Below are 17,987 nucleotides of genomic sequence, written 5' to 3'. Positions count from 1 at the left end.
CTGCAACCACTAGAGCCGCAGGTCATCGACCCGCGGCTCTATTGTTCGGTGAACCCGGCCGCGGTTGTCAGCGGCTCAGTCGCCTTGGAGTAGAAGCCGGAACGACGGATGAGCGGGCGTCAGGGGCCGCACGGCGCGAAAGTCCTTCTCGTCCAACGTCAAGATGTCATTGGTGAGGTAGCGCTCGGCGAGCACGACGGTGACCGCGTCTGCCAGGTCGAGCCGACGGCCGCGATACTGCTCGATGATCTTCCGCGCGACCCGCAGGTCGTCACGGTCGATCGGTGGCACGAGCACCGCACCCTCCTCGGCCGAGGTGAGCAGGTCATCGAGGACCAGATCGGCTGTGCGGCGGTCTTTTCCGAACCGCACGACGAGCAGATGATCGACCTCATCCAGCACGAGCGGCGAGACAACCGCAACCGAAGTGGAGAGGAATTCACGCGCCCGCTCGTGCAGTTCCGCGGCGCGGTCGTAAGCGGCGATGATGGCCGAGGTGTCGGCGATGAAGAAGCTCACTCGCCGAATGCCTCGCCCAGCAGCTCCTCACTACTGGCCGCGAACCCTGGATCACCGGAATCGAACGACGGCCACGGCCGAGTGCGCCGAACCTTGTGCGCCCGCAGCAATACGAGATCGATACCCTCCCGGATGAGGTCGGCCTCAGATCGCCCTGACGCCTCAGCGGCCTCCTTCAGACGAGCGGCCTGCTCGGGATCGAGATACACGCTGGTCTTGGCCTTCATGAACGTAGGGTACCGCGTAGGGCACCTGATCGTCACCGGTTCGCACACTGCCATGAATACAACAAAGACGCAGGTCATTGACCTGTGCCTTTGCCTTCCTGTGCGGTGCGAGAGCGACGGACGCGAAACCAATCCATCGAGCCCGGTGCGACGAATCAACCACGCACCTGGCGACCAATCGACCGGACGAGTTCCGACAAATCAACCACACCGATAGCGACGAATCAACCAGACGGAGAGCGACGAATCGACCAGCTGTGGATCGAGAACCAGTTATGATCAGGCATAAGGGCGACCGTAGTCAGGCGTTGACACTCGGCGAACGGAGCGGATGACCATGCAGACCCGACATGGACCAGTCATCCCCCGACGTGCCGAATCAGCGGTCGCCGACGCGCTGGCCGATACTCGCGTCGTCCTCGTCAATGGAGCACGGCAATGCGGCAAGAGCACTCTGGTCCGCCTCGTCGCGAAGGGCCGCGAAGCAGAATGGCGCGACCTCGACGTCACACTGACCAGGCAGGCCGCACTCAACGACCCGGACGGGTTCGTCGACTCGCCGAACCTGATGGTGGTGGACGAGATTCAGCGGGCACCCGAACTGCTGCTGGCGATCAAGGCGCAAGTCGACGCAGACGGCCGCCCGGGCCGATACCTGCTGACGGGCTCCGCGCGCGTACTCGGGCTGCGGGCGCTGCCGGACACCCTGGTCGGCCGGATGGAGACCATCGAGCTGTGGCCCTTTTCTCAAGGCGAGGTGGATGGCACGCCTGATGCTTTCATCGACGCGGTCTTCACACACCGAGACAAGTTGCGTCACACCACGACCGTGCCGCGAGCCGACTACGCCGAGCGGATAGTCCGCGGCGGTTTCCCCGAAGCCATCGCGCGGAGTACCGACAAGCGGCGCAGGGCGTTCTTCGATTCCTATGTCGGCGACTTGATCACCCGTGACATCCGCCAACTGTCGGAGATCGAGCGCACCTCCGAGATGCGCGCCCTCCTGCAACTGGTCGCAGCCCGGTCCGGTCAACTGCTCGCGAACACCTCGCTCAGCAGCGACCTGGCGCTCGGAGCCTCGACGGTCAAACGCTACTTGACGCTGCTCGAAGAGGTTTACCTCATCAAGCGAATACCGGCCTGGTCCAGAAACCTGAGCAACCGCGCAACGCGGATCCCGAAGGTAGCCTTCGTCGACTCCGGCATAGCCGCGAACCTACTCGGAGCCGACGCACGTAACCTCCTGCGCCCCAACGGTCCATTCGGTCCGCTACTGGAGGGGTTCGTACTGATGGAACTCGCACGCCAGCGCACCTGGTCCGCCGAAGACGTTCAGATGTACCACTACCGCACGAAGGACGGGGTCGAAGTCGATGCCGTTCTCGAGAACCGCCGCGGCGAAGTCGTCGCCATCGAAATCAAAGCCGCCTCCACAGTCGGACCGAACGACTTCCGCCACCTCCACCACCTCGCCGAACGCCTGGGCGACGACTTCCTCACCGGCATAGTGCTCCACACCGGCCAACAAACACTGCCCTTCGGACCCAAAATGCTCGCCATGCCCGTCAGCGCCCTCTGGGAAACCCCGAACCCCGAACACTGATCAGACCGAAAGGCCGCCAATCGGATTCACCGCGAAATCACCACATAGAGACAAAGAAGGCCCGACGTCGCCGTCGGGCCTTCCTTCAAGTGGAGCTAAGGGGACTCGAACCCCTGACCCCCACACTGCCAGTGTGGTGCGCTACCAGCTGCGCCATAGCCCCGGATGGTTGCTCTCGGGTGTCCGAGTGCGTGGATGAAGTTACACCATTGGGGGCGGGGGAGGGCAAATCGCGGGTGGGGGTGATGGTTGCTGGAGGGTGGCTGCTGGAGGGGCCGTGGGTGGGTGGGTGATCATGGTTGGTATGGCTGGGATTACGGGATCTGTGGGTTGGGGGCGGGTGGTGGGGGCGATTGCTGGGGTTGCGCTGTTCTTGGGGTGGACGGGGTGGGTGGTTGCGGCGGGGTGGGTTACGGGGTGGGATGTGGGGGTGTTGGGGTGGTTTGTGGAGCATCGGGGGGTGGGGTGGACCGGGGTGGCTAAGGGGATCACGTTTTTTGGGAATCCTCGGCATGCGACCGTGATTACGGTGGGGGTGGCGGGGGTGGTTTGGTGGCGGTTTCGGGATTATCGGCCTGCGGTGTTGGTGGGGGGCACCGTGTTGGGGGCGGCGGGGGTGAGTACGGTGACGAAAGCGCTGGTGGGGCGGGAGCGGCCGCCGGTGGGGACGCGGTTGGTGGTGGAGAGCAATATGTCTTATCCGTCGGGGCATGCGACTGCTACGGCGGCGCTGGTGGGGGTTGTGGTGTTGGTGTATCTCACTTCTCGGCCGGGGCGGGTGCGGGCCACTCTTGCGGTGGGAGCGGCCGTTGTGACCGTTGTTGTGATGTCGGTGACTCGGTTGTATTTGGGGGTGCATTGGCTCAGTGATGTGGTGGGGGGTGCGTTGCTGGGGACGGGGGTGGTGTTGATTGCGGGGGTGGTGCAGGTGTTTTGGTGGCCGGGGGCGATCTTGGAGGGGGCGGTGAGGGAGGGGGCCGACCAACCGGTTGGGCAGTGAGGGGGGTCGGGGGCGGGTGAAATCGAGACGTGCGCAGTGGAATCGCGCGCGTAGACTCGGCGGTGATTCGGAAGGTCCGGGGTGGGCGGATCGGGACGTGCCATCGGTTTGAAGGGATCTCGCGCAGTTGAGGCTGATCAATGGGCGTTACGAGCTTCGGGGGCTCGTGGGCCGCGGGGGGATGGCCGAGGTGTGGGACGCCTGGGATCGGCAGCTGCGGCGGCAGGTCGCTGTGAAGGTGCTGGATGCCGGGATCCTGCCGGTCGGGCAGTAGGATGAGCAGATCGCGCAGAAGCGGTTCCAGAACGAGGCGTATATCGCGGGCAAGATGAGCTGCGGGAATATCGTCACCGTGCACGACGCGGGGGTATTCGTCGAGAACGGGCGGCGATCGCCGTTCCTGGTCATGGAGTTCATTCACGGGCAGAATCTGCGCGAACACCTCAGGAACCGTGAGAACTGGGCGCTACCCGCACTTTTGCGCGTCCTGGACGATGCCTTCGCCGGACTCGTGTACGCGCATTCGAAGCAGGTCGTGCATCGGGACATCAAGCCCGAGAACATCATGATCTGCCGCGACGGCACCGCCAAGCTCACCGATTTCGGGATCGCCATCGAGCTGCGGGAGAACTTTCAACGCCTCACCCGCGAGCATCGCGCCCTGGGCGCCGAACAGTACGCGGCGCCCGAATACCTGAAGTACGGGCAGTGCACCAATCTCAGCGATGTCTACTCCCTCGCCGTGGTGTGCGCCGAAGTCCTCGAATGCGCGTATGCGCCCATGCCCATCCCGGGCCGGGTGAAAGCCGTCCTGGATCGCGCGCTCTCACCGCATCCGCAATTGCGCTACCCGTCGGCCGAGGAATTCCAGGACCAGTTCCGCGAGGCCATCGCCCAGGCCGAGACCCCGGTGCACCAGCCCGCGCCGGGCGGGCTGCCGCCGCGCCCCGCGCCCATGCCGACCGTCCGCATGACCCGCGCCGACCTCCCCATTCACGACCCAGAACCCCCGCCGCCCCCGCTGGCGTACGCGTCGACGAAGGATTTCTACCTGGAGCCGATGATCGGTACCCGCCAGCGTTTCCTGGCCGGACTGCATCACAACAGTCCCAGGCATATCGCCATTCTGCTCACCACCGCGGCCACGGCCGGGATGCTGCTGGGCGGACTGGCGTTCCTGGTGCTCACATGGGTGATGGTTCAGCTCGCGGAACTGTGGTGAGGTGCGGAAATGAATGATCGACCGACCGGCAGGGCCTGGCAGCTGTATGTGCATCCGGGCTCTCGGGCATCGCATTGGCTGCGGATCGCGTGGAAGGTCGGCCTGGGATTCTTCCTCGGCACCCTGGTCCTGCTCACCTTCGCCGTGCTGACCTGAGGCCCGCCGAATGCGCACCGTCTGCCTCAACTGCCTCACCGAATTCCGCTTCGACCGCGACCGCGACCGCTGGTACACCGTCATCCGCCAGCGCAATGGCGGCTACGCCAAGCAGATCGAAACCTATTTCGACAAACTGAATCTGCGCTGCCCCAAGGGCTGCGATATCGACCCGGTGACGCTCGACCACCCGACGAAGGTCATCGGGTTCGTCGGCGAATCGGCCTCGTCGAAAAGCCATCTCATCGTGTCGATGATCCATTCCATGATGAACGACCCGCATCTCGCCGGACGGTATTCGTTCATCGTCTCTCCCAAATCGGCCAGCCTGTGGACCTCCCTGGAGGCCCGTTTGCTGAACCGTCGCGCGCTCGACGCCACCGGTCCGCGCCGGGTGACGGTCGCGCAGACGCAAACCGTCCGCCCCAATGGCATCGCCGTGCCGCAGCAGCACCAGGCCCAATCCCAGGGCCACGCCTGGGCCGGATTGGAGCAGCGCAAACCGCTGGTGGTGACCGTCTATTCGCTCCAGTCCACCCGCGCGGTGAACCTCGCCTTCGTGGACGTGGCGGGCGAGGACATTACCGACGGCGCGGTCGCCGCCCGCGTCAGCCCGCATCTGGCGGTCGCGGATTTCCTGTGGTTCGTGGTGCCCTCGACACTGAACAAGCAGTACCTCGCCTATATGCAGCAGTACGCCGAACCGGAGGTGCAGGAGAGCCTGCGCAATGCCGTCGAGCATTCGCAGACCATCGGCCGCACCAATCTCATGATCGATCAGATCGCCAAACTGTGGCGCGCCGCCAACAGCTATCCCGAACGCCTGCCCATCGAACCGCCGCGCGTGCACGTGTCGACCATTATCGCCAAGTCCGATCTGCTCTCGCTCATCGATCTGCCCGAGGTGAGATCGGTTGCGCCGCCGTCCACCTGGGCCGACAGCCCGATCAGCGCGAACGGCTCCGGCAACGCCTACGATCCGCCGCTCATCATGGATCGCTCCCAGGCCACGAAGAACCTGGTGCGCAAGCCCTTTCCGCTCGTCGACACCACCTTGTCCATCCACTTCCCGTGGAACATGTACTTCCCGGTCTCCGCGGTCGGCTGCGGAAAGCGCGATGACGGAACGTATCCCGTTTTCAAGCCCTACGGCGCGGCCGACCCGGTGATCTACATGCTGGAGATGATCGACGAACTCAAGGCGCACCGATGACCGGATTCCCGCAGCTGCTGTGCGGCTGGGCGTTCGTCAACCTGGAATCCTCGGGTGCGGGAGTAGGAGTGGTGGCGCGGTCCGGAAACTGGCCTGCCGCACTGGGATTCACCTCGCGTGAACTCGGCGCGCTGGTCGGCCCGCCCCTGGGCGAGCAGACCGCCGACAGCTTCGCCCTGGAATTCGCCCTCGCCAACGGGGTCGCGGTGGCCGGACTGAAGACGCCCTCCACCGCCCGCCCCGGCACCTGCGTGACGCATCTGATCGCGGGTGAGCCCGGAACACTCGATGGCGCAACGGCTTTGATGCTCCACGAGACCGGCGGCTTCCGCACCGCGCTCGACGACTCCCTCTCCCCCACCGAACACTGGCAGCCTGCCACGCCCCCCGACGGCGACACCTGCGCGGCCACCGCCGACGCCATGCTCGCCCAGCCGTGGCTACCCACGCTCATCGGCGCGGCGCTCGCCTATCTCGCCGGTCAGGGCCCGGCCATCGCCCTGCATGTCGAGCACACCGATGACGCCGTCACCATGCTGAAGGCGCTCTACGGCATCCTGCCGCGAAACACCCTGCGCGAGTTGACCTTCGCCACCAGTGAGCCGTACTCCCCCGAGACTCCCGCGATCGCCGCCGTGCGCGGCGGCGACGCCGTCCCGCCGCCGGATCGCCATCTCATCGCGCCGGACAGCGCCGCCGACGGCAACGACACCTATCCGGCCCTCGGCCGCGCCATCGTGGAGCACCGCCGCGCCGGAATCGTCCTGCCCGACCAGCTCGCCACCGTGCACCAGATCCGCGACTGGTGCTATCACCAGCATCTGCGCACCGTCGACCCGATGCTGCTCGACGACGCCCAGCTCACCCAGGTCCTCACCGATCCCGATCTCACCGCGGACTGGTTCACCGACGACCTCGTCGCCCGCCGCGCCATCGGCCTGGCCCTCGAACGCCCCGGTGTCGCACGGGCATTGGCGGAACTCGACCACTACCCGAGTACGCGCGCCCATTTCGAACAGGCCCTGACCGAGCACATCACGGCCGATACCCGGGACCGCGCCCGCGCCACCCAGGTCGCCGAGCAACTCGGTTTCGATCTCACCGCCGTGGCGGTCGCCGTCGCCTGGCAGCGCCTGGACACCGGCACGCTGTCGGCGACCGACGCCGAGGCCATCTGGCCGCGGCTGCACCAGGATTGGACCACCGGTGACGCCCAGGAGCGCGACCGGCTCATCCGGCATCTGCAACGGCAGCGGGCGCTGCGCGATCTCGCCATCGGCACGCACGACCGCTTCCTGGTCTACGAGACCATCCGCGCCGAGATCAATGATCCGGCCGTGCACGCCGCGAGCAGCCGCCTGCTGCACACGGCCATGTACAGCAAGCTGCCCATCCTCGCCCAGTTCATGGTCAATGTCTCCGGCGTGGCACGGGATCGCTATGTGCTGGAACAACTTCTGGCCTGCGCCCCCAACGAGCGCCTGCCCGCCCTGCTCGCCGAATGCGCGCGCTACCCCGCCGTCGACGCCGCCGAGCTGCTCAAGGCGCTCACCCTGACCCGCGCCGAACCCGAGGAGCTGGTGGCGGCGCTACGCCCCGCCTGGACGACCCTGCGCGCCTTCCTGAACCTACCGCAGCCCATCGAAGCGCTCGCCGTCCTCGACGCCACCGCCGATCCGGACGGCCAGGCCGACCGCTCCGGCCGATTCCGCCTGTCCCGCACCCCCTTCCAGCGATCCCGTCGCGCCGCCTGGACCCGCGCCGAAGTCTCCGCCGTCTTCCACACCGCCGCCACCGATCCGGGCGCGGTCGAAGAGCACTTCGAACTCCTCCGCGCCGCAATGGATTCCGATATCGACTTCGTCGCCACCTGTATGGCCGACCACTCACACGCCCCCACCGGCCCGGCGGTCCTGCACCAGGTCCTGGCCTGCACCCCCCGCAATCGCCTCGCCCCCCTCCTCGCCGCGGCCGCCCGGCACCGCGATATCGACCCCTTCGCCCTCCTCGAGGCCACCGCCGCCCTGGACCTGGACCCGGCCGACCTGACCTCCGCCCTCGAACCCGCCTGGCCCCACCTCCGCACCCGCCTCGACCTCCCCCGCCGCATCGCCACCCTCGTGGTCCTCGACCCCGCCGCCGCCGAACCCACGCCTCTCAAACCCCTCGAGTCACGCACCAATACCCGCCGCCGCGCCCAGTTCTGGCGCTGATCACCCGAAAAGCCTGGGCGCCGAAGGATTCGACGCCCAGGCTTATGGCCGCACTCCTTGAACTCCCCGCGCAGGGCTCAGCGCGGGGTGACGGTCGTGGGCAGGCTCGCGAAGCCGCGGTTGTTGGAGGCGTGGATGCGCACCAGCTCGTCGCCGTCGACGTCGTAATCGGAAACGGCGGCCGCGATCTCGCCCAATGCGATCCGCAATTCCAGCAGCGCCAGATTCGACCCGAGGCAGTGGTGCCGACCGCTGCCGAAGACCAGCGAGGCCCCGGTGTCGCGATCCAGATCGAAGGTATCCGGCTCGGCGAAGACCTCCGGATCGCGATTGGCCGACCCGGGCAGCAGCAGCATGCGCGAACCCGCCGGAATGGTGACGCCGTGCAGTTCCACCTCCGCGGTGGTGGTGCGCAACGCCGTCTGCGTGGACGGATCCCAGCGCATGGCCTCGGCAATCCAGTCGTCGATGCGCCCGCCCAGCGCCTGCCGCCGCGCGTCCGGATGCAGCCAGCCCGCATGCCAGGCATTTCCGAAGGTGAGCATGGCGGTTTCGATGCCCGCGCCGACCAGCAGGATCACCACGCCCACGACCTCCTCGGGCATCAGCCGATCCGGCCCGTCGGCCGCGCCGAGCAGCCCGGACAGCAGATCGTCCTGCGGCCGCTGGGCGCGCTCGATGGTGAGCTCGGTGTAGTACCCGACCAGCGCGCCGATGGCGGCCATGGCCTCGGGCCGCAGATCGGTGGACTCCTCCTCGGTGTACATGATCTCCATGCCGAGCTTGCGGATCATGTCCCGGTCGGCCGCGGGCACCCCGACCAGTTCCGAGATCACCTCGGTCGGGAACGGCCCGGCGAAATCGGCCATGAGACCGAAGCTGCCGCGCGCCAGCAAGGGTTCCAGCAGCCCCTGGGCGATCTCGCGCAGCCGCGGCGCCAGCGACTGCACCCGGTGCGCGGTGAACGCCCGCGTGACCAGCCCGCGCAGCCGGGTGTACTTGGGCAGATCCATGGCGACGAAGGAGAAGAACCGCTCGGCCTGCGGCCCCCAGAAGGCGGGCTCCATCCGAATGCCGTTCACGCTGGAGTACCGCTCGGAGTCCCGGAGCGCGGCCAATACGTCCGCATGTCGTGACAGCGCCCAGAAATCGTCGGTCTCGTTCCGGTAGACCGGGGCCTCGTTCCGCAACCTGGCATAGTACGGGTACGGATCGGCGTGCACTTGGAAATCGTACGGGCTATAGCTCAACTGCATGACAGGCCTTCCAGGACGTGCATTGAGGACCGGATCCGGCAGCGGCCCCCCGCTACCGGTTCGCAACTCGGGCTGACATGATGAAACAGTAGTCGAGATGGATTGGGGGCGTTGTGAACTCGGATTCAGCGGCAGCGCGGGTGGATACCACCAAACCACATCAGGCCCGGCGCTACGACTATTGACTGGGCGGTAAGGACAATTATCCGGCCGACCGGGAATCGGCGGACGCGGTGGCCGAGGCATTCCCCACCGTGCGGCTGGCCGCGGTGGAGAACCGCAATTTCCTGCGGCGCGTGACAGGCTATCTCGCCCGTGAGGCGGGTATTCGCCAATTCCTGGATATCGGCACCGGGCTGCCCACGGCGGGCAATGTGCACGAGATCGCCCAGCAGATCGCGCCGGAATCGCACATCGTCTACGTGGACAACGATCCGATCGTGCTGCTGCACGCGCGGGAATTGCTGGCCAGCTCGACGGAAGGCGCGACCACCTATCTGGATGCCGATCTGCGCGATCCGCAGCGCATTCTCACCCATCCGGATCTGCTGGCCACCCTCGATCTCACGCAGCCGGTGGCGCTCATGCTCGTCGCGGTCATGCATTTCATCACCGATGATCAGCGGCCGTACGACATCGTGCGCACGCTGTGCGAGGCCCTGCCCGCGGGCAGCTATCTGGTCATGTCGCACGCGACCAACGACTACCTCGAGGAAGAGGACGTCGAGAAGACCGCCGAGGCCAATCAGCGCAGCGGCGTGCCCTTCCAGCTCCGCTCGGGCGCCGAATTCGCCAAATTCTTCGAAGGCTTCGAGTTCGTGCCGCCGGGCATTACGGCGGTCACGGAATGGCGGCCGGAGGAATGGCGCGCGCATCCCCGCGCCGCCGCCGTCTCCATGCTCGGGGCGGTCGCGCATCTGCCGTGAGCGTCAGCGGTCGCGTTGCACGACGCTGTCGGCCAGCTCCATCAGATCGTGCGCGCCGCGATATCCGGCAATGCACGCCTTGGCGGCGCGCACATGCCGCGCGGATTCGGTGCGCGCCCAATCCCGCCCGCCCGCGCGGGCAATGAGATCGGCGGCATGCGCCAGGGCCGGGCCGTCCAGCGGTTCGCCCGAGCAGTACAGATCCGCGAACTCGCGACCGGCGGCGGTCGGCGATTCCAGCGCCGCCACCACGGGCAGACTCCGCTTGTGCCGCAGCAGATCACTGCCCGCCGGTTTGCCGGTGCGGGCGGGATCGCCCCAGATCCCCATGAGATCGTCGACCAGTTGGAAGGCGATGCCGAGTTCGCGGCCGAACCGATCCATGGCCTCGACCATATCGGCGGGTGCGGCCGCGGCCAGCGCGCCCAGCGCACAGGCGCACCCGAGCAGCGCGCTTCCCTTGTGCCGCAAGGTTTGCAGGCATTCCTGCAGCGTGACATCGTCGCTGGTCTCGAAGACGCAGTCGTGATGCTGGCCCAGGCACAGCTCGATGACGGCGTCCTCGAGCCGCGCGATACCGGACAGCGCCGCCACGGGTGCAGCGGCCAAAGTCCAGATGGCCAGTCCGTGCAGGGCGTCCCCGGCCAGGATGGCGTCCTCGACGGCCCACACCCGCCAGACCGTCGGACGCCCGCGCAGCACGGTGTCGCCGTCCATGACGTCATCGTGGATGAGCGTGAAATTGTGCACCAACTCGACCGCCGCGGCGCCGTGCAGGACGACCTCCGGCGGGCATCCGGCGGCGCGCGCGGCGGCCAGGACCAGCGCGGGGCGCAAGCCCTTCCCCGGCTCGGCGGTCACCGCGATGCCGTGTGGATCCCGCCAGCCCAGGTGATAGCCCGCCATGAGCGCCAGCTCATCGGGCAGCGTGTCGACCGCCGCGCGTAGCAGCGGCTGGGTCAGCTGCTGGGCCCGGGCCATGATCTGCTCCGCCCGGGATCCCGCCGATCGCCCGTTGCCCGTGTGGTTCCCGCCCTCCCATGGCATGCCGAATGCGGGCTCGGCCGCTGCCGACGAACTCATGACCAACCTCCAGTGACTCGCGGACTCCAGTGCTCTCGGTCGATGACTCAGGACAATGCGGCTCCCGGCCGCGACCGGATGCCCGCCGCGGCGGCGAGCACACTGACGAAGGGGCCGGTGGGGCCGGTGCACAGCGACTTCGAATGCCGTTCCCGCAGTGCGGTTTCGGCATAGCGGCCGGTGCGGTCGAACCAGGCCAGATGGCCGGACATCAGGTCCTGCATGCGTCCGGCGTAGGCGAGTATCGCCACGCGCTCCGCCGCCGACAGGTCATGATCGGCAAAGAACACCGGAAGCTGTTCGCCCACAAGGTGTTCGAACTGACGCAGGTCCGCGAGCCAGCCCGGCAGTTCCGCACACACCTCGCCGAAATGCGGGTTGGCGTGGGCGGTGTAGGGCATCCGCACACCGGTCGCGGCCAGCGGCCCCGCTTCGCGGTCGTAGGAGAACAGGTCGTTGCGCAGATGCACAGCGTCGGAGAAGGTGTCCAGCAGCACCCGCAGCGGCCGCTCATCGGCGAGTCGATCGGGAACCTCTGCCCCGCAGGCGTATTCGACCAGGTTCGCGGACCACGGCGCACCGCCCACCCGCCGCCGCATCTCGATGCATTCGATCGGGTTGGCCACCCGCTCGCGCGCGATATTGTCCAGCTCCCAGAGGGATTCGACCATGAGATTGTGGGTGCTGAGTCGCATGCGCCGCCGCCAGTCCGGTGACATGTGCACGATGGTGCGCACCCAGCAATCGGCCAGCCCGGCTTCCGCGGGGTTGCCGGGTTCGGGAGCGGCACAACCCGGTTCGGCCATGAACAGCTCGAGGCGCTCCAGATGGCGCACGGCCTCGGCCCGGCGGCCGGTGTTCTTGAACTTGGCGAGGAAGTCGTCGTCGAAGAACAGCACCCACATGTACCACTCGGTAATGAGCGCGAGCGCCTCGGCATCGCAGTCCGGATGGGTGTAGGCGCACAGCAGCGCGATTTCCATCCGATCCAATCGGTCGGCATCCCAGACCAGCTCACCGCTGGGTCCTGGTTCGTCGAGAATCCCCACGTCCTTCGCCCAGGCCGCCGCATGCGCGCGGGCGTGGTCCAGATGCGGATTGCGGCGGGCGGGATGCGGGAGGTAGAAGTCGGGCAAATGGAAGGGCTGCATGGGTGCCCTCTCGCTGGAGACGTGGAATTCGCGTGGCGTACAACAACGTGATCAGCGTCACACCAATGGTAAAGGCCCATTGGCCGATAGCCAACACCTCGCAATCGCCTACGACCGACCGGTACCTTCGGCGCGACCCATTCGGCCCGGCGCGCGATAGCCTGGGGCACGACATCCGCACCCATCGCAGGAGGCTCGCCCATGCCCAGTTCCGACCTCGATCGCGCCGCGATCCTGAAGCGCGTCGCCGCACGCGGCCAGGTCCGCGCCATCGTCGCGGGCGGCGGCACCGGTGGGCACACCTACCCGGCCGTATCGGCGGTGCGGGCGCTGCGCGATCTGGTGGACGAGGCGGGTGCGACGGCCGAGGTGCTGTGGGTCGGCACCCCGGACAGCCTGGAACAGCGGGTGGCCGCGGAGAACGACATCGCCTTCAGCGGTATCAAAGCGGGCAAGCTGCGCCGCGATCGCAATCCGCTCAAGATGCTCAATGCCGCCAATGCCAAAGACGCGCTGCGTGTTCCGATGAGCGTGGTCGAGGCGCAGGGCCTGGTGCGGCGGTATCGCCCCGATGCCGTGCTGTGCACCGGCGGCTATGTCTGCGCGCCCATCGGCATGGCCGCCGCGCTGCGCCGCCGCCCGCTGCTCATTCACGAGCAGACCACCGGGCTCGGCAAGGCCAATCAGCTGCTGGACCGCATGGCGAACCGCATTGTGCTCAGCGCCGCCGCCTCCCTGGACCTGCTGCCCGCCAAGCTGCGCGCCCGCGCCACCGTGACCGGCAATCCGATCCGCCCCGCGCTCACCGCGGGTGATCCGAAAGCGGCTGTCCCAGCACTGGATTGGCCCGGCTACTCTCCCGATCTCCCGCTGGTCTACGTGACCGGCGGGGCCCAGGGCGCGGTCCAGATCAACAATCTCGTGGGTGAACTACTGCCGGAACTGCTGACCGTCGCCAATGTGATCCACCAGTGCGGCCGCAACAACTACGACGCGGTCAGCCGGGCCGCCGCGGGCCTGCCCGAAGAACTGCGCGGGCGCTACCTCGTGCGGGACTTCCTCGGCGCCGAACTGCCCGATGTGCTGGCCCTCACCGATGTCGTCGCATCCCGTTCCGGCGCGGGCACTCTCGCCGAGCTCACCACCCTCGGCAAGCCCTCGGTCCTCATTCCCTACCCGCACTCGGTCGGCGGCGAGCAGACCCGCAATGCCCGCATCCTGGCCGAGGCGGGCGGGGCCCGCGCCCTGGTGGACGACGACGCCACCGCGGCCAATCTGCGCACCGCACTGTTCGAACTGCTCACCGATCCGGCCGCGCGCCAATCGGTTTCGGAGGCTGCGCGCGCCATGGGTCATCCGCAGGCGGCCGAGGAACTCGCGCTCAATGTCCTGGATCTGGCGGTGCGCTGACGCGCCGGTACGCGGGTCTCAGCCGCCGATGACGAGGCAGGTGCTGGTGGCGGTGGCCAGCAGCACCTGCCTCGTCGGCATCGCGAATATCGCCCTCGGCGAAGGCGACTCGCTTACCGGGCTTGGTGACCCAACCATGGGCGAAGAACTCGCCGGTCTGCGCGGTGATGGGCCGCAGGTAGTTGATTTTGATCTCGACCGAGGTGTAGCCGACGCCCGCGGACAGCGTGGTCTGCACCGCGCAGCCGATGACGGAATCCAGCAGGGTGCAGGCGGTTCCGCCGTGCACGGTGCCGATCGGGTTGTACATGGATTCGTCCGGGGTGCAGCCGAATACGACGTCGCCGGTCTCGACGCTCACGGGCCGCATGCCGAACAGACCCGCGATGGGCGCGCCCGGGATCCGCCCCTCCAGCATGCCGGTGAGGTACTCCAGACCGGTCATCCCGCTCGCCAGCGCCTCCAGACCGATCTTGGGGTCGTACCAGGTCACGGTCTTGGTGCGCGGTTCACCCCAGGCGGCGGGCGCGTCGAAAGTCGTCATATCGATCACCATAACCAACTGAGTTCACATTGTGAATCCAGATAGAATGGTCGCATGGCACGGAACTGTTCGGTGGCGGCCACGCTCGCGGTGGTCGGGGAGCAATGGGCGCTGCTCGCCCTGCGCGAGGTCTTCCTGGGTGTGCGCCGTTTCGATGCGATCCAGGAGGCCACGGGTGCGCCGCGCGCGGTGCTCGTCAAGCGGCTGAAGAGTTTGGTCGATGCGGGCGTGCTGGAACGGCGCGACTATCGCGAACCCGGCGCGCGGACCCGGCAGGAGTACCGGCTCACCGAGGCCGGGCGAGAACTACAGCCAGTGCTGACCGCGCTCATGCAATGGGGCGACAAGCACCTGGCCGGACCGGACGGTCCGCCGTTGGCGGCCACCCACGCCAAGTGTGGCGCTCCGGTGCGCGCCACGCTGTGCTGCGCCAATGGACATCACCTGGCCGACACCGGTCGCGAACTCACCGCGACCCCTTATCAACGCGTCGGGGCGGGTTGACGGTTCCCACCTCGACGGTGACATTTCCGACCAGCGCGCGCTTCGGATCGGAGGTAGTGTCGGGGGTGTCAGCAAAATCTCGGCTATTCCGAGAGATTGGAGATGTGCCATGCAAATCCAGGTCTTCGCCGACAAGCACATCGGCGGCGGCGCGGCACTCATCGAGCAGGCCCAGGACGCCATCGGATCCATCCTCGACCGCTTCGACGACCAGCTCACCCGGGTCGAAGCCCACATCACCGACGTGAACGGACACAAGGGCGGATCGGAGGACAAGAAGTGCAACCTCGAAGCGCGCATCAAGGGCCAGCCCCCGGTCGCGACCAACCACAAGGCCCCGACCGCCGAGGAAGCCTATCTCGGCGCCGCGGAGAGCATGGCCCATCTACTGGACAGCCGCTTCGGGCGGCTGCACCACACCAAGGGCGGCGAGTCCATCCGCTATCTGCACGCGGATTAGCTCTTGGGCCGCAAGCTCATTCGTGAGCGGCGTCGGCCCGGAGGTACTCGAGAATGGCGAGCACCCGGCGGTTGTGGGCGGCGCCGGGTGGGAGCTCGAGTTTGGTGAAGATCGCGTTGATGTGTTTCTCCACTGCGCTGCGGGTGATGAAGAGTTCGTCGCAGATGGCGGTGTTGCTGTGGCCTTGGGCCATCAGCGTCAACACTTCTCGTTCTCGCGCCGTGAGGCGGTGCAGGGGTGATTCGGCGCGGCTGTGGAGCAGCAGTTGGCGCACCACTTCGGGATCGAACGCGGTGCCGCCGGACGCGACTCGCTCCACGGCATCGAGAAAAGTGGCGATGGCCGATGCTCGGTCCTTGAGCAGGTAGCCGATTCCGCCGGTGCCGGTGAGGAATTCGCTGGCGTAGCGGCGTTCGATGTACTGGGAGAGCACGAGAACCGCCACACCGGGCCAGGTCCGGCGGATTTCGAGGGCGGCGCGGATGCCCTCGTCGATATGGTCCGGTGGCATGCGCACGTCGGCGATGACCAGGTCCGGCTGCCGATCCCGCACGGCGGCAAGCAGTTCGGTGGCGGTGCCGACCGAATCGACGATCTCGTGGCCCTCGGCGGTGAGCAGTCCGGCAAGGCTCTCGCGCAGCAGGGCGGAATCGTCGGCCAGGGTTATGCGCACGGCACCTCCACTCGAATGATCGTCGGACCCCCGGCGGGACTGTCGACCGACAGCGTGCCGTCGAGTGCGGTAATGCGCGAGGCGATTCCGGACAGGCCGGTACCGGTCGGGTCCGCCCCGCCGCGGCCATTGTCGCGCACCAGCAGGCGCAGCCTGCCCTCCGCCTCGCTGACGGTGATGTCGATGCGTTGCGCGGCCGCGTATTTGATCACATTGGTGACCGCCTCACTGGCGGTGAAGTAGCACGCGGACTCCACCAGCCGCGGCGGGCGGCCGGGCATCCGGTAGTCGAGATGCGTGGGCACCGGCGTGCGATCGGCCAGCGCCTCCAGCGCACTGCGCAGCCCGTCGCGGGCCAGCATGACCGGATAGATCCGCCACGACACCTCGCGCAGATCGGCCAGGATATGGCCGGTTTCGGCAATGGCGCGACGGCGCAGCTCGGCCTGCCCCGCCGGATCGGTCTCGCGTTCGGCGCGGCCGAGCAGGATCGACAGGGCAACCACCCGCTGCTGCACGCCGTCGTGGATATCGCGTTCGATGCGGCGGCGTTTCTCGTCGATGGCGTCGATGACATCGGCCCGGGTCGCGGTGAGCTGCACGACGCGCTGTTCCAGCACGTCGGATCCCGGCCGCGCGAACAACTTCCACAGCCGGATCTCCAGGCTCAGCACACCGAACAGTCCCTGGACGGCCAGATAGCCGAGCACCACACCGGGCGCGGCCAGCACCGCGACCGTCGTCCAGGTCACCCGGCCGGGTTCGGGAGCGTCGAAGACCGGTACCGCGCCGCCGGTCGCGGCGCCGATGACGATTCCCGCGACCACCACCGCACCCGCTCCGATGAGCGCCGCGATGATCGCGGTCAGCACGCCCAGCATGGCCCGGATGGCCAGGTACGCCGCGGCGCGATGACCGGTCGGCCCGGCGGGCAGCTCCACGCCGTACCAGGTCCGCAGACGCCGCCCCGCGAAGGATGTCGCGGCGCGCACCGGTCGCGGTGAGAACGGGCTCGCGGCCACCGCCGCGAGCTCGAGGGGCACCGTCAGCACGCCGAGCGACAACCCCATCGTGACGGCCACCGCGCGCCGGGCGATCCTGGGTCGGGAGCCGGTGCCGCGCATCATCGTCCGATTCTCTCCTGCCTGGTCAGGACGCCGGGCCGCAGCCGCCGCACCACGAAGATCGCCGCCGCGATCACCACGACCAGGATGACCAGTTTCTGCAGCACATCCGAATAACGCTGCACCTGCGACCAGTTCTCCCCCAGCTGATAGCCCGCGAGCACGAACACGGAGTTCCAGGTCAGGCTGCCCGCGGTGGTGAGCAGGGTGAACCTGATCACGCCCATGCGCTCGATGCCCGCCGGAATCGAGATGACGCTGCGGAAGATCGGGATCATCCGGCCGAGAAACACCGCCTTGGCGCCGTGCTTGGCAAACCATGCCTCGGCGCGGTCCATATCCGAGACCCGCAGCAGCGGCACCCGCGCCACAATGCCGCGCAAACGCTCGCGGCCGAGCAGCGCGCCGAGCCCGTACAGCGCCAGCGCACCGGCCACCGAACCGACGGTGGTCCACAGCAGCACCTCGGCGAGGCTGAATCGGCCGCGGCTGGCGGTGAACCCGGCCAGCGGGAGGATCACCTCGCTCGGCAGCGGCGGGAAGAGGTTCTCCAGGGCAATGGCGAGGCCCGCGCCCGCCCCGCCCAGCCGTTCCATCAAATCGGCCGCCCACCCGGCGATGCCGTCGAGCTCGCTCACGGCCGAATCCGTTGTCGTATCCATGATTTCGACGCTATGGAGACCGCCGACGCCGAACCATGCGG

At 67.6% G+C, this 17,987-nt stretch carries 20 protein-coding genes and 1 tRNA gene; 11 read left to right on the top strand and 10 right to left on the bottom strand.

Features of this window, described 5'->3' with window-relative positions; all coding sequences use genetic code 11:
• Positions 1–75 precede the first annotated feature (75 nt).
• Both NC4_RS10590 and NC4_RS10585 read right to left on the bottom strand, forming a co-directional pair.
• Complete coding sequence (locus tag NC4_RS10590; RefSeq protein WP_169814767.1) at positions 76–519, bottom strand: type II toxin-antitoxin system VapC family toxin; 444 nt, start codon at positions 517–519, stop codon at positions 76–78.
• Positions 516–746, bottom strand: coding sequence for a ribbon-helix-helix protein, CopG family (locus NC4_RS10585; protein ID WP_067536147.1), 231 nt, complete (start codon positions 744–746; stop codon positions 516–518). Before NC4_RS10585 ends, NC4_RS10590 begins: the two co-directional genes overlap by 4 nt.
• Before the next feature lie 331 nt (positions 747–1,077).
• On the opposite strand from NC4_RS10585, the gene NC4_RS10580 reads away from it, so the two are divergent.
• Positions 1,078–2,349, top strand: coding sequence for an ATP-binding protein (locus tag NC4_RS10580; RefSeq protein ID WP_245721595.1), 1,272 nt, complete (start codon positions 1,078–1,080; stop codon positions 2,347–2,349).
• Between the two features lie 90 nt (positions 2,350–2,439).
• Here the strand turns inward: NC4_RS10580 and NC4_RS10575 are convergent.
• A tRNA-Ala gene (locus NC4_RS10575) sits at positions 2,440–2,512 on the bottom strand.
• A 132-nt stretch (positions 2,513–2,644) separates the two neighbouring features.
• Here NC4_RS10575 and NC4_RS44475 point away from each other — a divergent pair.
• The 6 genes from NC4_RS44475 to NC4_RS10555 all read left to right on the top strand — a co-directional run bounded on the left by NC4_RS44475 (position 2,645) and on the right by NC4_RS10555 (position 8,153).
• Positions 2,645–3,349, top strand: a complete 705-nt coding sequence (locus NC4_RS44475) for a phosphatase PAP2 family protein (RefSeq protein WP_369690723.1) — start codon at positions 2,645–2,647, stop codon at positions 3,347–3,349.
• Between the two features lie 127 nt (positions 3,350–3,476).
• Positions 3,477–3,623 carry a hypothetical protein gene (locus tag NC4_RS40080; protein ID WP_157554478.1) on the top strand — a complete coding sequence of 49 codons (147 nt, stop codon included), beginning with the start codon at positions 3,477–3,479 and terminating at the stop codon, positions 3,621–3,623.
• 9 nt (positions 3,624–3,632) lie between these two features.
• Positions 3,633–4,571 carry a serine/threonine-protein kinase gene (locus NC4_RS41505; protein ID WP_281186271.1) on the top strand — a complete coding sequence of 313 codons (939 nt, stop codon included), beginning with the start codon at positions 3,633–3,635 and terminating at the stop codon, positions 4,569–4,571.
• Positions 4,572–4,580: 9 nt separating this feature from the next.
• Positions 4,581–4,727 (top strand): hypothetical protein, encoded by a 147-nt coding sequence (locus NC4_RS40075; RefSeq protein ID WP_157554476.1) that lies wholly within the window; start codon positions 4,581–4,583, stop codon positions 4,725–4,727.
• Between the two features lie 10 nt (positions 4,728–4,737).
• Positions 4,738–5,940, top strand: coding sequence for a hypothetical protein (locus NC4_RS10560; RefSeq protein WP_067535573.1), 1,203 nt, complete (start codon positions 4,738–4,740; stop codon positions 5,938–5,940).
• Complete coding sequence (locus NC4_RS10555; RefSeq protein WP_067535570.1) at positions 5,937–8,153, top strand: GAP1-M domain-containing protein; 2,217 nt, start codon at positions 5,937–5,939, stop codon at positions 8,151–8,153. Before NC4_RS10560 ends, NC4_RS10555 begins: the two co-directional genes overlap by 4 nt.
• 77 nt (positions 8,154–8,230) lie before the next feature.
• On the opposite strand, the gene NC4_RS10550 is transcribed toward NC4_RS10555, so the two are convergent.
• Positions 8,231–9,376 (bottom strand): cytochrome P450, encoded by a 1,146-nt coding sequence (locus NC4_RS10550; protein ID WP_245721594.1) that lies wholly within the window; start codon positions 9,374–9,376, stop codon positions 8,231–8,233.
• Between the two features lie 218 nt (positions 9,377–9,594).
• Between NC4_RS10550 and NC4_RS10545 the strand changes: the two genes are divergently transcribed.
• Positions 9,595–10,335, top strand: a complete 741-nt coding sequence (locus tag NC4_RS10545) for an SAM-dependent methyltransferase (RefSeq protein WP_281186270.1) — start codon at positions 9,595–9,597, stop codon at positions 10,333–10,335.
• A 3-nt stretch (positions 10,336–10,338) separates the two neighbouring features.
• On the opposite strand, the gene NC4_RS10540 is transcribed toward NC4_RS10545, so the two are convergent.
• Together NC4_RS10540 and NC4_RS10535 are read right to left on the bottom strand one after the other, a co-directional pair.
• Positions 10,339–11,418, bottom strand: a complete 1,080-nt coding sequence (locus NC4_RS10540) for a polyprenyl synthetase family protein (protein WP_218020976.1) — start codon at positions 11,416–11,418, stop codon at positions 10,339–10,341.
• Positions 11,419–11,465: 47 nt separating this feature from the next.
• Complete coding sequence (locus NC4_RS10535) at positions 11,466–12,569, bottom strand: terpene synthase family protein (RefSeq protein ID WP_067535565.1); 1,104 nt, start codon at positions 12,567–12,569, stop codon at positions 11,466–11,468.
• Positions 12,570–12,770: 201 nt separating this feature from the next.
• Between NC4_RS10535 and NC4_RS10530 the strand changes: the two genes are divergently transcribed.
• Positions 12,771–13,979, top strand: a complete 1,209-nt coding sequence (locus NC4_RS10530) for a UDP-N-acetylglucosamine--N-acetylmuramyl-(pentapeptide) pyrophosphoryl-undecaprenol N-acetylglucosamine transferase (RefSeq protein ID WP_067535562.1) — start codon at positions 12,771–12,773, stop codon at positions 13,977–13,979.
• On the opposite strand, the gene NC4_RS10525 is transcribed toward NC4_RS10530, so the two are convergent.
• Positions 13,951–14,523: a PaaI family thioesterase gene (locus NC4_RS10525; RefSeq protein WP_369690718.1), complete on the bottom strand. Its 573-nt coding sequence runs from the start codon at positions 14,521–14,523 to the stop codon at positions 13,951–13,953. The genes NC4_RS10530 and NC4_RS10525 overlap by 29 nt on opposite strands.
• Before the next feature lie 54 nt (positions 14,524–14,577).
• Here NC4_RS10525 and NC4_RS10520 point away from each other — a divergent pair, with 54 nt between their 5' ends.
• Together NC4_RS10520 and NC4_RS10515 are read left to right on the top strand one after the other, a co-directional pair.
• Positions 14,578–15,027 (top strand): winged helix-turn-helix transcriptional regulator, encoded by a 450-nt coding sequence (locus tag NC4_RS10520; RefSeq protein ID WP_067535559.1) that lies wholly within the window; start codon positions 14,578–14,580, stop codon positions 15,025–15,027.
• Between the two features lie 109 nt (positions 15,028–15,136).
• Complete coding sequence (locus NC4_RS10515) at positions 15,137–15,487, top strand: ribosomal subunit interface protein (protein ID WP_067535556.1); 351 nt, start codon at positions 15,137–15,139, stop codon at positions 15,485–15,487.
• 16 nt (positions 15,488–15,503) lie between these two features.
• Here NC4_RS10515 and NC4_RS10510 read toward each other — a convergent pair whose 3' ends face one another.
• The 3 genes from NC4_RS10510 to NC4_RS10500 are packed head-to-tail and all read right to left on the bottom strand — an operon-like array spanning position 15,504 to position 17,946.
• Positions 15,504–16,160, bottom strand: a complete 657-nt coding sequence (locus tag NC4_RS10510; protein ID WP_067535553.1) for a response regulator transcription factor — start codon at positions 16,158–16,160, stop codon at positions 15,504–15,506.
• Positions 16,151–17,287: a sensor histidine kinase gene (locus NC4_RS10505; RefSeq protein ID WP_084528781.1), complete on the bottom strand. Its 1,137-nt coding sequence runs from the start codon at positions 17,285–17,287 to the stop codon at positions 16,151–16,153. Before NC4_RS10505 ends, NC4_RS10510 begins: the two co-directional genes overlap by 10 nt.
• A complete protein-coding gene (locus NC4_RS10500; RefSeq protein ID WP_067535550.1) occupies positions 17,284–17,946 on the bottom strand; it encodes a DedA family protein in 663 nt (220 codons plus the stop codon). The genes NC4_RS10505 and NC4_RS10500 overlap by 4 nt, the downstream gene beginning before the upstream one ends.
• Positions 17,947–17,987: the final 41 nt, after the last annotated feature.

Origin of the sequence: Nocardia crassostreae, from assembly GCF_001613405.1 — a bacterium.
Taxonomy (GTDB): Bacteria; Actinomycetota; Actinomycetes; order Mycobacteriales; family Mycobacteriaceae; genus Nocardia; species Nocardia crassostreae.
This window is presented reverse-complemented; position numbering and strand designations above follow the sequence as displayed.

Excerpts from the sequence above, each read along its gene's own strand:
- NC4_RS10585 (WP_067536147.1), bottom strand. The coding sequence starts at position 746 with ATGAAGGCCAAGACCAGCGTGTATCTCGATCCCGAGCAGGCCGCTCGT.
- NC4_RS10580 (WP_245721595.1), top strand. The coding sequence starts at position 1,078 with ATGACCATGCAGACCCGACATGGACCAGTCATCCCCCGACGTGCCGAA.
- NC4_RS44475 (WP_369690723.1), top strand. The coding sequence starts at position 2,645 with ATGGTTGGTATGGCTGGGATTACGGGATCTGTGGGTTGGGGGCGGGTG.
- NC4_RS40075 (WP_157554476.1), top strand. The coding sequence starts at position 4,581 with ATGAATGATCGACCGACCGGCAGGGCCTGGCAGCTGTATGTGCATCCG.
- NC4_RS10560 (WP_067535573.1), top strand. The coding sequence starts at position 4,738 with ATGCGCACCGTCTGCCTCAACTGCCTCACCGAATTCCGCTTCGACCGC.
- NC4_RS10555 (WP_067535570.1), top strand. The coding sequence starts at position 5,937 with ATGACCGGATTCCCGCAGCTGCTGTGCGGCTGGGCGTTCGTCAACCTG.
- NC4_RS10540 (WP_218020976.1), bottom strand. The coding sequence starts at position 11,418 with ATGAGTTCGTCGGCAGCGGCCGAGCCCGCATTCGGCATGCCATGGGAG.
- NC4_RS10535 (WP_067535565.1), bottom strand. The coding sequence starts at position 12,569 with ATGCAGCCCTTCCATTTGCCCGACTTCTACCTCCCGCATCCCGCCCGC.
- NC4_RS10530 (WP_067535562.1), top strand. The coding sequence starts at position 12,771 with ATGCCCAGTTCCGACCTCGATCGCGCCGCGATCCTGAAGCGCGTCGCC.
- NC4_RS10525 (WP_369690718.1), bottom strand. The coding sequence starts at position 14,523 with ATGACGACTTTCGACGCGCCCGCCGCCTGGGGTGAACCGCGCACCAAG.
- NC4_RS10520 (WP_067535559.1), top strand. The coding sequence starts at position 14,578 with ATGGCACGGAACTGTTCGGTGGCGGCCACGCTCGCGGTGGTCGGGGAG.
- NC4_RS10515 (WP_067535556.1), top strand. The coding sequence starts at position 15,137 with ATGCAAATCCAGGTCTTCGCCGACAAGCACATCGGCGGCGGCGCGGCA.
- NC4_RS10505 (WP_084528781.1), bottom strand. The coding sequence starts at position 17,287 with ATGATGCGCGGCACCGGCTCCCGACCCAGGATCGCCCGGCGCGCGGTG.
- NC4_RS10500 (WP_067535550.1), bottom strand. The coding sequence starts at position 17,946 with ATGGATACGACAACGGATTCGGCCGTGAGCGAGCTCGACGGCATCGCC.